Annotated in this window: 13 protein-coding genes; 4 read left to right on the forward strand and 9 right to left on the reverse strand. The window is 43.5% G+C overall.

Annotated elements, in window-relative coordinates; genetic code table 11:
- Positions 1–62: 62 nt before the first annotated feature.
- The 7 genes from purH to NI467_RS08410 form a co-directional block, all read right to left on the reverse strand.
- Positions 63–1,637 (reverse strand): bifunctional phosphoribosylaminoimidazolecarboxamide formyltransferase/IMP cyclohydrolase, encoded by a 1,575-nt coding sequence (purH, locus tag NI467_RS08380; RefSeq protein ID WP_253152260.1) that lies wholly within the window; start codon positions 1,635–1,637, stop codon positions 63–65.
- An 89-nt stretch (positions 1,638–1,726) separates the two neighbouring features.
- Positions 1,727–1,996 (reverse strand): DNA-binding transcriptional regulator Fis, encoded by a 270-nt coding sequence (fis, locus tag NI467_RS08385; RefSeq protein WP_001086304.1) that lies wholly within the window; start codon positions 1,994–1,996, stop codon positions 1,727–1,729.
- A 399-nt stretch (positions 1,997–2,395) separates the two neighbouring features.
- The gene (locus NI467_RS08390; RefSeq protein ID WP_253152262.1) at positions 2,396–3,271 is read right to left on the reverse strand and encodes a DUF3426 domain-containing protein; all 876 of its coding nucleotides are present in this window, start codon (positions 3,269–3,271) and stop codon (positions 2,396–2,398) included.
- An 18-nt stretch (positions 3,272–3,289) separates the two neighbouring features.
- A complete protein-coding gene (prmA, locus tag NI467_RS08395; protein ID WP_151205140.1) occupies positions 3,290–4,192 on the reverse strand; it encodes a 50S ribosomal protein L11 methyltransferase in 903 nt (300 codons plus the stop codon).
- A gap of 162 nt (positions 4,193–4,354) precedes the next feature.
- Positions 4,355–5,242: a bile acid:sodium symporter family protein gene (locus NI467_RS08400; RefSeq protein ID WP_253152263.1), complete on the reverse strand. Its 888-nt coding sequence runs from the start codon at positions 5,240–5,242 to the stop codon at positions 4,355–4,357.
- An 86-nt stretch (positions 5,243–5,328) separates the two neighbouring features.
- Positions 5,329–6,216, reverse strand: a complete 888-nt coding sequence (locus tag NI467_RS08405) for a bile acid:sodium symporter family protein (RefSeq protein WP_253152264.1) — start codon at positions 6,214–6,216, stop codon at positions 5,329–5,331.
- A gap of 146 nt (positions 6,217–6,362) precedes the next feature.
- The gene (locus NI467_RS08410) at positions 6,363–6,767 is read right to left on the reverse strand and encodes a hypothetical protein (RefSeq protein WP_253152265.1); all 405 of its coding nucleotides are present in this window, start codon (positions 6,765–6,767) and stop codon (positions 6,363–6,365) included.
- A 253-nt stretch (positions 6,768–7,020) separates the two neighbouring features.
- Between NI467_RS08410 and mnmG the strand changes: the two genes are divergently transcribed.
- The 3 genes from mnmG (at position 7,021) to NI467_RS08425 (ending at position 10,955) form a co-directional block, all read left to right on the forward strand.
- On the forward strand, positions 7,021–8,901 hold the full coding sequence (gene mnmG, locus NI467_RS08415; protein WP_151203827.1) for a tRNA uridine-5-carboxymethylaminomethyl(34) synthesis enzyme MnmG: 1,881 nt from the start codon (positions 7,021–7,023) through the stop codon (positions 8,899–8,901).
- 310 nt (positions 8,902–9,211) lie between these two features.
- Positions 9,212–10,423, forward strand: a complete 1,212-nt coding sequence (gene mhpT / locus NI467_RS08420) for a 3-(3-hydroxy-phenyl)propionate transporter MhpT (protein WP_253152304.1) — start codon at positions 9,212–9,214, stop codon at positions 10,421–10,423.
- A gap of 205 nt (positions 10,424–10,628) precedes the next feature.
- Entirely contained in the window at positions 10,629–10,955 is a 327-nt protein-coding gene (locus tag NI467_RS08425) for a hypothetical protein (RefSeq protein WP_174659669.1), read from the forward strand.
- A gap of 376 nt (positions 10,956–11,331) precedes the next feature.
- Here NI467_RS08425 and glnG read toward each other — a convergent pair whose 3' ends face one another.
- Together glnG and glnL are read right to left on the reverse strand one after the other, a co-directional pair.
- Complete coding sequence (gene glnG / locus NI467_RS08430; RefSeq protein WP_253152266.1) at positions 11,332–12,807, reverse strand: nitrogen regulation protein NR(I); 1,476 nt, start codon at positions 12,805–12,807, stop codon at positions 11,332–11,334.
- Positions 12,794–13,903, reverse strand: coding sequence for a nitrogen regulation protein NR(II) (gene glnL, locus NI467_RS08435; protein WP_151203821.1), 1,110 nt, complete (start codon positions 13,901–13,903; stop codon positions 12,794–12,796). Before glnL ends, glnG begins: the two co-directional genes overlap by 14 nt.
- Positions 13,904–14,251: 348 nt before the next feature.
- On the opposite strand from glnL, the gene rimO reads away from it, so the two are divergent.
- Positions 14,252–15,595: a 30S ribosomal protein S12 methylthiotransferase RimO gene (rimO, locus tag NI467_RS08440; protein WP_253152267.1), complete on the forward strand. Its 1,344-nt coding sequence runs from the start codon at positions 14,252–14,254 to the stop codon at positions 15,593–15,595.
- The last annotated feature ends 43 nt before the right edge of the window (positions 15,596–15,638 follow it).

Here is a 15,638-nt window from a genome sequence, read left to right on the forward strand (position 1 = left end):
CAAGATTAAAAATCTAGATTGTTCAGCATGTAAGACATTGTCATTACATTGGCACTACATAATTAGTGGCGGAAGTGACGCATGCCAGTGAAGACCATGGCAATACCAGCTTCGTCAGCTGCTGCAATGGTTTCTTCATCACGCATAGAACCACCCGGTTGGATAATGCATTTGATGCCAGCTTTTGCAGCGTTATCAATACCATCACGGAATGGGAAGAATGCGTCAGATGCCATTACTGCACCTTCAACTACGAGACCTGCATGTTCAGCTTTAATTGCAGCAATACGCGCAGAGTTGACACGGCTCATTTGACCTGCACCTACACCAATCGTTTGACGATTTTTCGCATACACAATCGCATTTGATTTTACATATTTCGCAACTTTCCAGGCGAAGATCATGTCATCAATTTCCTGTTCAGTTGGCGTACGTTTAGTCACAACTTTAAGGTCATCTTTAGTGATCATGCCCAAGTCCTGGTCTTGAACCAGTAAACCACCGTTGACACGCTTGTAGTCGAGTTGAGATTGACGCGCATCGATTGCTGGAAGTTCGCCACATACCAGAACGCGTACGTTTTTCTTCGCGCCTGTTACTTCAAGAACGCCTTCAGCAACGCTAGGTGCAATGATCACTTCAACGAATTGACGATCCACAATTGCTTGTGCAGTTGCGACATCTAGTTCACGGTTGAATGCAATGATGCCACCGAATGCAGATTCAGGGTCAGTTGCATAAGCCAGGTCATAAGCCGCCTGGATGCCATCTAAAGACACCGCAACGCCACATGGATTGGCATGTTTTACAATCACACACGCAGGTTTAGCGAATGATTTCACACATTCAAGTGCTGCATCTGTATCTGCGATATTGTTATAAGAGAGCTCTTTACCTTGTAACTGTTTAGCTGTTGAAACAGACGCTTCAGTCGCTGTGTCTTCTACATAGAAGGCAGCAGATTGATGCGGGTTTTCACCATAACGAAGGTCTTGAACTTTATTTAATTGCGTATTGAAAGTACGTGCAAATTTGTCTGCCTGACCTTCTTCTTTACCTACGCGAGCACCCAGATAAGAAGCGATCATGCCATCGTATTGCGCTGTATGTTCAAACGCTTTAACCGCTAGGTCAAAACGAGTAGCATAAGACAAAGCACCTTCTGCTTTTAACTCAGCAATAACGGTTGAGTAGTCAGAAGCGTTTACTACAATACCGACAGAAGCATGGTTTTTTGCAGCAGCACGAACCATAGTTGGGCCACCGATGTCGATGTTTTCAATCGCATCTGCAAGTGAACAGTTTGGTTTTGCTACAGTGGCTGCAAATGGATATAAGTTCACAACAACAAGGTCGATGGCATCGATGCTGTGTTCTGCCATTACAGCTTCATCCAGTCCGCGACGTGCCAAGATACCGCCATGAATTTTTGGATGCAAAGTTTTTACACGGCCGTCCATCATCTCTGGGAAACCAGTGTGCTCTGAAACTTCAACTACGGCAATATTATTGTCTTTTAATAATTTGTATGTACCACCAGTAGATAAAATTTCTACCCCAAGAGCAGCAAGGTTTTGGGCAAACTCAACAATACCAGTCTTGTCGGAAACAGAGATTAAAGCGCGTTTAATAGTCATGATCTTCGTCACAGTTTTCAAGAATTAAAACAAATTAGCTAAATACAGGTCGAAAAAAATGCCTGCGGAAGCCGCAAGCATTTTATCATTTATTCACTCATTAAACCGTGAGCTTTTAACTTTTTACGTAAAGTACCGCGGTTAAGTCCGAGAATCTCAGCAGCACGTGTCTGGTTGCCACGTGTGTACTCTAGAACTACAGATAAAAGAGGCTTCTCCATTTCTGCTAGCACCATGTCATACACCTGAGAAGGTTGCTCGCCCTGCAGTTGTGCAAAGTAGTGGCGAACTGCGCGATCTACATGAATACGTAGAGCGACATCAGATTGTGCAGTAAAAATAGGAGACTTGCTATTCATGCGAATTAATCCGAAAAATAAATATCACTTGGGTAAAGTGATATATAAAAGTGGTCTAGAAATTTAAATGAACTCCAATTTTAGATCCTAAAACTAGAGTTCTAAAACTTGGTCATTACATTGAGCTTGTAGCTTGACATATCTCTGCGGTTTGGTCGAAAAATAAGCGTAACAATAATTAAAGTTTTGTTACTGACCAAAATCCAAACAAAAAATCTGCTCAATACGCAATAAATTTTATAGCGCATTAGTTAAGACTGTATTTGTTGTGGAAAAGTAGCGAGGAGTTTGCAGCACATAGCTTTTGTGGCGCGTATAATACCATTTTCTAGGAAAAAGTGAGCAAGAAAACTGCATTTTTTTAAACTTTTTTCGATTTTTTAATAGTTTTTACCCATATTAAGGCCGAATTATTTCTAAACTATAATTATCGAAGTCTTTGCGGTCTACCGGAAGGCTAAATTTAAACTTGAAGGGACTGTTTTGGGGAATTCGCTCTACCTTTACCAGACTTTCAATCAGATACTCCTGTGAAGTCAGGTTGTAGGTCACGGTCTGCTTGCCATGTTTTTTCAGGTTTACTCTTAAAATAGGCAGGCTGAGACTGCGGTCATGGAGATTGACCAGTTCACCACTAAATTGTGTCTCGTTTTTAGCCACAGATCTGATTTTGACTTTATTAATATGAATTAGGTTGTAATGCTCATTAATATGCGAACAGTTAAACGTTTCGCAGATCTGGGTGAATGCCATACTCATGACATGGCTATTTTGCAGATATTTGGGATTAAACCAGAAAAACTGGAATAACAGCAGTCCAAGTAGGGACAGGTTTAACAGACTCCAGCCGGCATAATAAAGTAAGCTTTTTTCCTGTTCCTTGTCCGACTCATCCCAGTTCATGCTGGGTAAGACGCTGATCGGGGTGGTGCTAAAATAGTTCAGGTTGTTTAGGTAAGTATGCAAGTCGATATTCGAGTTTTCGACTTTCTCATCAAAAATATTCAGAAAACTGTGCCGAGGCCGCTGAACCTGGTTGTTATGCTGCCCAGATGTGTCGGTCTGAGTAGGATAACGACTGTTATGATCGATAGTATCAAAAGCAGATTCAGAAGCAGTGACCGAGTTCTGGTTCTCAGCCACCAGATGTGATAAAGCATTAAAAGTCGTGGTGCATTTGGGACAGCAAACCATACCTTGCGCTATGGTTAATTGTGCAACGCTAACCTTATAAGTTGTAGAACATGTAGGGCAATGGGTTTGCTTGTCACTCATATAGACTTTATATACTCTTTAATTTTTATGGCGTTTCCCCGAAATTCGGCACCAGTTTTCATCACGTTTTTCGACTTCTAATATATCAAAATGTTTTGAGTAAATGCTAGTAACTTCAGTCACTTGCTCTTCAATCACACCTGCAAGTGCGAACTCTGCCTCAGGTTTGACTAAATTTGCAAACTCAGGCTCAAGCATCATTAGGGGCCCTGCCAGAATGTTGGCTACAAACACATCTGCTTTCTGCTCGCCCAGCTCTGTATTGAACTCTTCCGGCAGACCCACATAGAGTTTGTCGAGTACACCATTCAGTTCTGCATTTTGTTGGGTTGCCAGAACAGCTTGTGGATCGATATCAGTGGCATATGCTTTTTTCGCACCTAGTAATAGGGCGGCGACAGCCAAAATTCCTGAACCGCAACCATAGTCAATGACGATCTTGTCTTTAACATCAGTTTTTCCGAGCCATTGCAAGCAAAGGAAAGTCGAGGCATGGTTTCCAGTACCAAAGGCCAGACCTGGGTCAAGTTTGATATTGACAGCATCAGCTTCGGGGGCTTGCATCCATTCCGGTACAATCCAGAATTTTTCTGCAATCTGAATCGGCGCATAGGCATCCATCCAGGTTCTTTCCCAGGCCTGGTCTTCTAAAAACTCATGCCGCATTGGAGCATCCGGGATTTGCAGGCAAATAAATGTTTCAAGAGCGCTGACATCAATTTCTTCATCATCTTCCTGTGCATAGATGCCAGTTACAATCACTTTATTCCAAAGTGGGGTTTCACCTGGAAGTGGTTCCAGTAAATCTTGGTTTTCGGCATCATCCAGTGTCACACTGACTGCACCCAGAGAGCTGAGTAAGGTTTCAGTAAAATCAACTTGAGCCTGATCAACCGTAATATGAATTTGTAACCACTTCACAGAAATTAACCTTTTCTACATGTTTTAAAAAGCTATTGTAACGGAACTTGGGAATGAGCGCTGCTATCTTGTGAGGCTATCACTAAAATAAAAGAGCGCCATAAATGGAGCTGCATCCCAAAAACTTGACAGCTTAAGCCGGGTTTAAAGGATGCATTTTTACTATTGCGCGCTAGACAAGGCAGGTCGAGGGCTAATGGGTGCAAAGCGATTAAGCAAGAAACCAAAGATGGCAGCAAAAATATACATAAAGATCGAGTACACGGCAGCTGGCATGGCGACTGCCGTACTGGACATGACTGTCAACGCAATGGTCATGGCTAAAGTACTATTATGAATGCCAATTTCAAATGCACTGGCCCGAGCCTGAGCTGTATTGATATTCATCAGACGCGGAACAAAATAACCAATGCTCAGGCTGAAAATGCAGAACAGTACAGCGGCCAGACCCACTTGAGCCAAGTATTCAGTAATATTGCTACGTTCACTATAAATGGCCCCTGCGATAATCAGGAGCAGGAAAATGACTGCAAAAATACGCAGGGGTTTATTCAGTTTCTTGGTCAGTTCTGGAGAATAGCGGCGAATCAGCATGCCAATTCCGACGGGAAGCAGAATAATGCCAAAGACCTGCAGGATTTTTGCAAACTGTAAGCTGATTTGCTGGCTGTCCTGCATGAAGTGCATAATTGAAAAGTTAACAATCAATGGCAAGGTCAGCGCCGCAATCACTGAGTTAATGGCAGTGAGAGTAATATTTAGGGCCAGGTCTCCCTTGAATAGATAGCTAAACAGGTTGGCGGTACTCCCACCGGGAGAAGCAGCCAGGAGCATTAGGCCAACAGCAAGTAGAGGTGGAAGCGCCAGCAGCTTACACAGTACAAAGGCAATACCAACCAGCAGTACGAGCTGACAGAACAGGGCGACCAGCACGGCTTTGGGATGCTGGGTCACGCGTGCAAAATCTTTGGGCGTGAGCTCCAGCCCCAAACCCACCATAATAATCGCCAGAGCGAGGGGTAAAAATATAGTAATAATGCCAGAATCCATCTGCATACTCCTTGGTAAAATTATTCTAATCGTTTTGATTTACTTTGAAAAAAGCATACAGCTTAAATCTGGTCATGCCAAGAAAATTACAAATTGGGTAAGTGACGGTTAGGTCTATAATTTACTTTTTGACGACTGATCATCCAGCCAAAAATCGTGGCAAAAACATACATTACAATACTGTAAATTCCGGCCGGGATAGCAATCGTGACATTGTCTAAAACCGAAATAGCAATGGTCATGGCAATGGCCGTGTTATGAATGCCGATTTCAAAAGTGCAGGCCCGCACCATCCTTTCCGGAATCTTCATCATTAAGGGAAGACAATAACCGATAAACAGGCTGGAAAAACAGAGTAATACTGTCGCGGTACCGACGCTGGCAAAATATTCAATCAGGTTGAAACGTTCCCTGAAAATGGCAAAGGTAAATAAAATGCATAAAAAACTCACAGAGAGCAGGCGCATCGTGTGGTGCGCACTGATCGACAGTTGAGGGAGTTTGGCCCGTACCAGCATGCCGATCATGACCGGAATAATTGTAATCAGAAAAACCTGCATAATTTTTTCAGGTGGTAAGCTGATACTGCTTTGATCAGCAAGAAAATAATGTAATGACAGATTAATAATAAAGGGTAAAGTAAAGAGGGAGATAACAGTATTGAAAGCAGTTAAAGTGATATTAAGTGCAACATCCCCCTTATATAAATAACTGAACAAATTCGCTGTAGGGCCGCCAGGGGACGCTGACAGGAGCATCAACCCGACTGCCAGCAGAGGAGGCAAGTTTAAAACCAGACAAATCAGAAATGCCAGGCTGGTTAAAATCACCAGTTGAGAAAACAAGGCAATAAAAATTACTTTTGGATAGCGAAGTACCTTAAGAAAGTCTTTGAAGGTCAGTTCCAGTCCCAGCCCCATCATCATAATTGCCAGAGTGATTGGCAAAAATAAACTAAAAAACCCCGAGTCCATGAAGTTTCCTTCTTATTATTCATTTTTTAAGTGTTTTGAAGTTTATCTTAGCTATACAAATAAGCAACAAAAAAATAAAAAACGGACAAAAACTAGTCAGTTTGCCCGTTTGAGTTGAATTTAAATTAAGCTGTTACTCGGGCAGCTTACATCCCTCTCTGAGGAGTGGTTGCAGGCATCGTTTGATTTTGTTGCATCATATTGTTCTGAGGATGAGGAACGGTAAAACCTAAGGCACATTTGCCACGCATTTCAGTACCATTGATGGTGACTGAGGTCACATTGCCTGTACTACAAGCATTATATAGTTCCGGTTCATCGCCTCTTAAAGAACTAGTGCCTGAAGATGGGAAAAATTGTGGCTCACAGGTACCATTCCAGATAATACCGCGGTAAGCAAAGCTGACTGGTGCACCTTGTGATTTGCCTTTACAAACCTGTTGGTATTTTTGTGCATTATAAACTTTCTCGACCTTATCATTTGCTGAAGCCACAAACGGGGCGAGACATAGACTACAGAGGGCAGCGGATAGAAACAAATTCTTATTCATCTTTTATACCTTTGGTTGTAATGTCAACATAAATAGCTTAAAAAATACTCAAAATTAAGCAATGTTAATCAAGTAATTTTTTAAGCTTAAATGTTTAATTTATATATAAAGTCTGCAAGTTAAGATTACATTGCAATATTCAGCAGGACTCAAAAAGTATGGTGTGGAGATAAATTACAGGGGGTTCTGTCAAATTTAGGCTAAATTTTGCTATAATACTCAGCTATCCTTTTTTATCTCTCAATATACCACTATGCATTATCCTAAAGTTTACGATGTCATTGTTATCGGTGGCGGTCACGCAGGTACGGAAGCGGCCCTGGCTGCGGCGCGTATGGGGCGACAGACTTTACTCTTGACTCATAATATTGAGACTTTAGGGCAGATGAGCTGTAATCCGGCAATCGGTGGTATTGGTAAGTCGCATCTGGTGCGTGAAGTTGATGCCTTGGGCGGAGCAATGGCGCTGGCTGCTGATAAAGGTGGTATTCAATTTCGTATTTTAAACTCACGTAAAGGTGCAGCAGTACGTGCCACACGTGCGCAAGCGGATCGTGTACGCTACAAGGCTGCAATTCGTGAGACTTTGGAAAACCAGGCGAATCTGGATATTTTCCAGCAAGCTGCAGATGACCTGATTGTTGAAGGCGATACTGTCAAAGGCGTCGTGACCCAAATGGGCATTCGCTTTGATGCCAAAACTGTGGTGCTGACTGCGGGTACATTCCTGGGTGGCATCATCCATGTCGGTCTGGAAAAGTCGAGTGGTGGCCGTGCGGGTGATCCGCCTTCTATTTCTCTTGCACATCGTTTACGTGAGCTGCAACTTCCTGTAGGGCGCTTAAAGACCGGAACACCCCCACGTATTGATGCACGCTCTGTTGACTTCTCAGTCATGACAGCACAGCCGGGCGATTTCCCGTCACCGACCATGTCGTTCATGGGAGATGCTTCAATGCATCCTGAACAGGTAAATTGCTGGATTACGCATACAAATGAAAGAACCCATGAGATTATCCGTGGTGGTTTAGACCGCTCTCCGATGTATACCGGTGTGATCGAGGGAGTTGGTCCACGTTACTGTCCTTCTATTGAAGATAAGATTCACCGCTTTGCGGACAAAGATTCGCATCAGGTGTTTCTGGAACCAGAAGGACTGGATACACACGAGCTTTATCCAAATGGTATTTCAACGTCATTGCCATTTGATGTTCAGTTTGAGTTGGTGCGTTCAATCCGTGGTATGGAGAATGCGCATATTCTTCGTCCAGGTTATGCAATTGAATATGATTATTTTAATCCGCAAGCCTTGAAGTTTACGCTTGAAACCAAAGCGATCAACAACCTGTATTTTGCTGGTCAAATTAACGGTACTACCGGTTATGAAGAAGCGGGGGCGCAAGGTCTGCTTGCAGGCTTGAACGCTGCACGTCGTGCCTGGGACCAGGAGCAGTGGACCCCGAAACGTGATGAAGCGTATATGGGAGTCCTGGTGGATGACCTGATTACTTTGGGAACCAAAGAACCGTATCGTATGTTTACTTCACGTGCAGAGTACCGTTTGATGCTGCGCGAAGACAATGCGGATCAGCGCTTAACGCCAATTGGCCGTGAACTTGGTCTGGTAGATGATGAGCGCTGGGCAGCATATTGTGAAAAAATGGAAGCTGTCGAGAGTGAAACAGGGCGTTTGCAAGATCTATGGGCAGCCCCAAATAACCCGATGGGTAAAAAATTCGTAGAGATGACAGGTGCAGATCTTTCCAAAGAATGTTCTGCGATTGATCTGCTGAAACGTCCGAATATTACTTTTGCACAAATCGCAGAACTTACTGGCTCTGAAGTGTCACAGCAGGTTGGTGATCAGATCGAGATTGCGGTGAAATACGCAGGTTATATCAACCGTCAGCATCAAGATGTGGCACAAATGAAGCGTCTTGAGGAAACCAGAATTCCTGCAGACTTTGATTATGACGCCGTCTCGGGCCTTTCCCGTGAAATTACTCTGAAACTGAAGGATGTGGGTCCTGAAACGTTAGGTCAGGCGAGCCGTATTCCGGGAGTGACACCTGCAGCAGTGCAGTTGGTGATGATTACGATTCGTAAGAATGCCCAAACCAAGAAGTCTGCTTAATCGTTTGAATTAAAAAGGCCCGCTAAATGCGGGCTTTTTTATTGAATCGGGAAGATGATCATTTAAAATGATGATTCTATAGTTATAAGTTACTAATTTTATAAATTATTGATAAGTATAAATTTAATATTTTTGCTTATTTGGTGTTTCTCATGTTGTTATTGATTTTAGATCTTATTCTTCTTAAATAAGCTCAGGACTCGAGCATAAATCCTACTATTGTAGTGGTGTTTATTTAGCTCGATTCGCTGAACAATTCAATAGTAGGCTAAATATAGACAGAGCCTTTTATTGAAGGAGATCAATCATGATGTTGGCGCCAAAGGAGAAAACACAAAAACTCCTGGTGATTTTTTTGTGTTTTTGGGTCGCATTTTTTGAAGGCTTTGACTTGCAGGCACCTGGAATTGCTGCAAAAGGAATTGCAGAAACATTTGTATTGGGTCAGGTGCAGATGGGCTATGTGTTCAGTCTGGGTGTTTTCGGCATGCTCTTCGGGGCTTTTTTTGGTGGCCGTATTGCCGACTATCTGGGGCAAAAATGTGTCTTGATGTTATCTGTGGCAATTTTTGGAATATTCTTCGCACTTACCGCGATTGCGCCGAGTGTTGAGGTTTTATATGTAGCACGGTTCCTAACTGGACTGGGTTTAGGTGCGGCGATGCCCACCATGATTTCTGTAGTGGGAGATGAAGCGACAGAAGCCAACCGTGGCAAGTTAAATAGTCTGATGTACTGCGGTTTGCCTGTAGGAGCGATTTTTGTAGCGGGTCTGGCTATCTGCTTTCAAGATATCAGCTGGCAAACCCTATTCTTGATTGGTGGCTTGACACCTTTGGTCCTGCTTCCATTTATGGCTTTTATTCTGAAGGATAAACCACGTACGGCTCAGTTCGAGCAAGCCGGGCAGCAGGATGTTGCTGTACCGGCCATGACAGATGTACTTTTTAAAGAGCAGCGCTATAAACGTACCGTACCGCTATGGTTTGGCTTTTTCTTTACCTTGATGATTAACTATATTCTGATTAGCTGGTTACCGAACTTGTTGATGGAACAAGGTTTATCCAAGCAGGAAGCTTTTAGTATCATGCTGATCTTTCAGGTGGGAGCGGTGATTGGTACCTTGGGTCTGGGTTATTTGCTAGATCGCTTAAAGCTGTGGCAAGTCGCGATGATCATTTATGTTGGTCTGGCGATTGCATTGGTCCTGCTCTTTAGCAGTCAGGTGATTCCATTGCTGATCTTGGCAGGACTGATGGGTGGGATTTTCTCAACCGGTGGACAATCAATTCTGTATGGTATTTCCCCGATATTCTATACCGGTTCAGGTAAAGTCACAGGGGTGGGTACTGCAATCTCGCTTGGACGTTTGGGTGCGATGACTGGTCCATTGCTGTCCGGCAAGATCTTGGCTTTAGGTTTGGGTGCAACCGGTATTTTGTGGGCAAGTTTGCCAGCAGTCGTGATTTCTGCTGTGGCTGTAACCGTGCTGTCTCGCTATAAGATAGGAGATAAAGCCTGATTTAAGACGGTTTTTCTGAAAAAAAGAAGGCTAATCATCTCATGCCAGTCATTGAAGCACTGACTGGCATTTTTTATGTTTGGAGTTTGAGTGCCATTTACTGATCGCCATTAGACTAGGACTGCTTTGATGGAAATAGTATCGGGTTGTTATTCGGCTACTATTTTTTGCTAAGATAGGCTCAGATAAGATTTGAATATGAAAGATGAGCTATCAATTAATTCAGCTGGATATTGCAGCGACTGATAATATTGCCTGTCCACATTGTCAGCAGAAAATTATTAACTGGCAAGAAGAGCAGTATATCCAGCCTTGCGAACATACCTTATTTATCGCCATGGATATTGGTTTTGAATATATTACCGATGAATTTGAACAGACCATGCTGCGTTCGGTGGATGATCTGCACGCCAATGATGATCTGGTCAATATGTTTGCCGAGATTAGTGTAAGTCGTTATCCAGACTATCTGATTTTAAAATCAGATTTGGGGATACAGGGATATTCCCGCTATATCGGTATTGCTCCCTGATTCTTTAAAAATCAGATTAATAAAAAAGCGCCCAATTAGTTGGCGCTTTTTTATGGTTAAGTTTAGGGTCTATTGATATTTCGTCTGTGTTTTCGACACTAAAGATCTATCTCGTAAGATTTTCTTAGTTGGTATAAGGCAAGAGACAAGAGATTTAGTCTTTCTAAATGAATGGCTCATAACGAGATAACAAAAAACATATTCGTCTTCTTGCACAGTGAACACAGCGATGCTTTGTTCTTGCTTATAGAGCTAACACTCTCTTGGATTTCGTTATAAAACTTGACAAGAATCTCGCTATTTCCTTTCTTTTATGCCTCATCTGTCCAGTTTTAACTTGCAGCGCAATCTATTGATGAAATACACACCTGAATAATTAGGTTTCAGCCTCTTCTTCAACATCGTCATCGGCACTGTCCATTCCAAGTTCTTTGAGTTTGCGGGTGAGAGTGTTGCGTCCCCAGCCTAGCAGTTCTGCGGCATGACGTTTACGGCCACGGGTTTGTTGCAGGGCTGCATTAATCAGAGTGCGTTCAAACATCGGGGTGGCAACATCCAGTAATTTCATTTCGCCATTTTTGAGTTTTTGAATAGCCCACTGGCCAAGTAATTCATCCCACTGAGAGGCTGCAATCTGATTTGGATTCGGAATTAGAGCGCTTGCATCCTGCTGCTGGATAGGAATCTGTTTTAACTCTGGTGGCAGGTCTTGAGGATAGATCTCACGACCGGTAATCATGACGGTGAGCCAGCGACAGGTGTTTTCCAGTTGACGCACATTCCCTTGCCAAGGGAGCTTTTGCATATATTCCTGAGTCTCTGGGCGCAAGATTTTAGGGTTAACGCCTAACTCTTTGCCAGCAAGTGCCAAAAAGTGCTGTGCCAGCATTGGAATATCTTCACTGCGATGAGCCAGTTTTGGAATATGAATTCGAATGACATTCAGGCGATGATATAAGTCTTCGCGGAAACGTCCATCCTGTACCAGTTTTTCCAGATCCTGATGGGTGGCTGCGACAATACGCACATCGACTTTAACCGGAATATGACCACCGACACGGTAAAACTCGCCATCGGCCAGAACACGCAGTAGGCGGGTCTGGGTCTCAAAAGGCATATCGCCAATTTCATCTAAAAATAAGGTACCCTCATTGGCCTGTTCAAAACGGCCTTGACGTTGTGTATTTGCCCCGGTAAAAGCTCCCTTTTCGTGACCAAACAATTCGGTTTCGATCAAGTCTTTGGGAATCGCGGCCATATTCAGGGCAATGAAGGGTTTATTACTGCGCGGCGAATGACGATGCAGGGCATGAGCGACCAGTTCTTTACCGGTACCGGATTCACCATTAATTAATACCGTAATATGCGACTGGGATAAACGGCCAATGGCACGGAAGACCTCCTGCATCGCCGGTGATTCGCCAATAATTTCTGTAGACTGAATAGCTGGTGCTGTTCTGGCAGATTCCTGCTGCTGTAATTTACTCAGATGTAAAATTGCACGATTGACCAAAGCCAGTGCTTCATCAATATCAAACGGTTTTGGCAGATATTCAAAAGCGCCGGTCTGATAACTGGATACTGCCGATTCCAGATCAGAGTGCGCCGTCATAATAATGACAGGCAGGTCAGGATACTTATGTTTGACTTTGCTTAAAAAGGTCAGGCCATCAATACCGGGCATGCGGATATCGGTTAAAATTACGTCAGGCGCATTACTATTTAACTGGTCGAGAGCCGATTGTGCCTCTTCAAAGCTGGTGACATCAAAGCCTTCTTCCTTGAAGGTTTTTTCCAGCACCCAGCGCATGGTCCGATCATCATCAATGATCCATATTTTATTGTGTGGCATGGTCTGACTCCCAAGGTAAATATAAGCTAAATATGGTTTTTCCGGGTGCGGAATGACAGGCAATGATGCCGTTGTGCTGATGGATAATATTTTGAGCAATACTGAGGCCAAGTCCGGTGCCTTTGGCACGGCTGGTAACGAGCGGATAAAAGATCGATTCCAGAATATCTTCCGGAACACCAGGGCCGTTATCTTCAATATCAATACGGATCACCGAACGGTGCAGCGTACCGTTAATCGTAATCAGGCGCTGAATCCGGGTTCTTAAAATCAGCTCAGGCTGATGCTCGATGAAAAAATCTTTATTTTCCGTTATGGCTTGAATGGCGTTGGCACAGATATTCAGCATGACCTGAATCAATTGATCACGGTCTGCCAGAACTTCAGGCAAAGAAAGGTCATAATCACGAATGATCTTAATTTTTTTCTTGGTCTGGTTTACGATCAGCGCGCGGACACGTTCAAGTGGTTCATGTACATTCACCATTTGATAACTCGGCAACTGGCGTGAACCGAGCATGGTATCGGCCAGATTTCTAAGCCGGTCCACCTCACTGATAATAATGTCAGTAAATTCTTTATATTGCGGATCATTCAGGCTGCGTGCCAAGAGCTGGGTCGCACCACGAATTCCTCCCAGCGGATTCTTGATTTCATGGGCGACTCCACGAATGAGCAGGCGGGCAACCTGATGCTGCTGACTAAAGTTTTCTTCACGGGAGATTTTCAGCATACGGTCACGCTGATTTAGCTCAATCAGCAGAAGTGGGTGATAGTCCTTGCCGGCATTTAAGAGTGACACCATATAGTCCACATGAATGTCTTTAAAGTTGACATTTAGCGTGGCTTCACGGCGTGTATAAGGTTGAGCTGTTCTCAAGGTATTGAGCAGTGCTTCTTCAGTATTAAACTCATCGGTGGGTACATGCAGGATATTCATGACTGGCGTGCCGTATGCGCGTAATAAACTGATATCAAATAAGGCTTCGCAGGCCGAGTTGAGATAAAAGATATTTAGATCGCGGTCTACCAGCAAAATAGCGGTGGTCATATTATCCACCAAAACACGATAGTCAATCGAATTAGGCTGATCCATTAGCAGTTGTTTCCCTGTTTTAAAATGGCGCAATGGCATCTTCATAAAGCCCAATAAAAAAATTTAAAGTTCAAGAGTTAGGCGGATTAAGCAAGATGCACGCCAACTTTAAAACTCTATAAAATCCGGCTGAAAATGCACGAAATACGCGAGAAGCACATCAATAAATCCAGGTATAACGGATTAAATTCAGCCTGTAAACTAAAAATGATTCATTTTGGTGCATTGCTATTTGTGTTGGTTATTTTATAGCGTTATTTTGGTGCGTGATGCAAAGAGTCAGCTTTTCAACTATTTTTATGATTAGAAAAGTCATACAATACGCGCATTCTAGTGGAGCGCAGATTCATGAAATCCCCCAAAGTCGGTTTTGTTTCTTTAGGTTGTCCTAAGGCATTGGTAGATTCCGAACGAATTTTAACTCAGTTAAAGACTGAAGGTTATGATGTCGCATCGGATTATGACGGTGCTGATTTAGTTGTTGTAAATACTTGTGGTTTTATTGAATCTGCAGTACAAGAGTCTTTAGATGCAATCGGTGAAGCGATGAGCGCGAATGGTCGTGTCATCGTAACAGGTTGTCTGGGTAAAGACGAAGACAAAATTCGTCAAATGCATCCGAATGTCCTGAAAGTGACAGGTGCAGCAGCCTATGAAGAAGTGATGGATGCGGTTCATCAATATGTGCCTGAACCACCAAAACACAATCCATTTATTGATCTGGTGCCTGAGCAGGGTATCCGCTTAACTCCTAAACATTATGCATACTTAAAAATATCGGAAGGGTGTAACCACCGTTGTACCTTCTGTATTATTCCGAGCATGCGTGGTGATCTGGTCTCCCGTCCTGTCGGTTCCGTACTTGAAGAGGCAGCAGCACTCAAACGCGCCGGTGTTAAAGAAGTACTCGTGATCTCTCAAGACACTTCGGCTTATGGCGTCGATACCAAATATAAGCTGGATTTCTGGAACGGTCAGCCGGTTAAAACCAAATTCTATGACATGTGCGAAGCTTTAGGTCAGCTTGGCATCTGGGTGCGTCTGCACTATGTCTATCCTTATCCGCACGTCGATGCAGTCATTGATCTGATGGCCCAAGGTAAAATTCTGCCTTATCTGGACATTCCATTCCAGCATGCCAGCCCGCGTATTTTAAAGCTGATGAAACGTCCGGCGCACAGTGAAAACACACTGGAGCGCTTAAAGCTCTGGCGTGAAAAATGTCCGGAGCTGGTGATTCGCTCTACCTTTGTGGTCGGTTTCCCGGGTGAAACTGAAGAAGACTTCCAGATATTACTGAAATGGCTCAAAGAAGCGCAGCTGGACCGTGTAGGCTGCTTTACCTATTCACCGGTTGAAGGTGCAACGGCCAATGATTTGCCGGATCATGTGCCGGAAGAAATCAAGCAGGAGCGTTATGAACGTTTCATGCAGGTACAGCAGGAAATTTCCGCGGCAAAACTACAAAAGCGTATTGGTCAGACCATGACTGTGCTGGTTGATGACCTGGAAGATGAATTCCCGGTTGCCGTTGCACGCTCTTATGCCGACGCCCCTGAAATTGATGGCAATGTCTTTGTAGAAGATATTGATAAAAACAGGATTAAGGCGGGTGATGTGCTCGAGGTTGAAATTACTGATGCAGACGAATATGACCTGTTTGCCAAGCTGATTTCGATCAAGTCTGCTTAAGATTTTGAATTAAAAATATTTTGAATTGAATACTTTGGAGTTG

The organism is Acinetobacter sp. S4397-1 (assembly GCF_024129285.1).
Taxonomy (GTDB): Bacteria; Pseudomonadota; Gammaproteobacteria; order Pseudomonadales; family Moraxellaceae; genus Acinetobacter; species Acinetobacter lwoffii_C.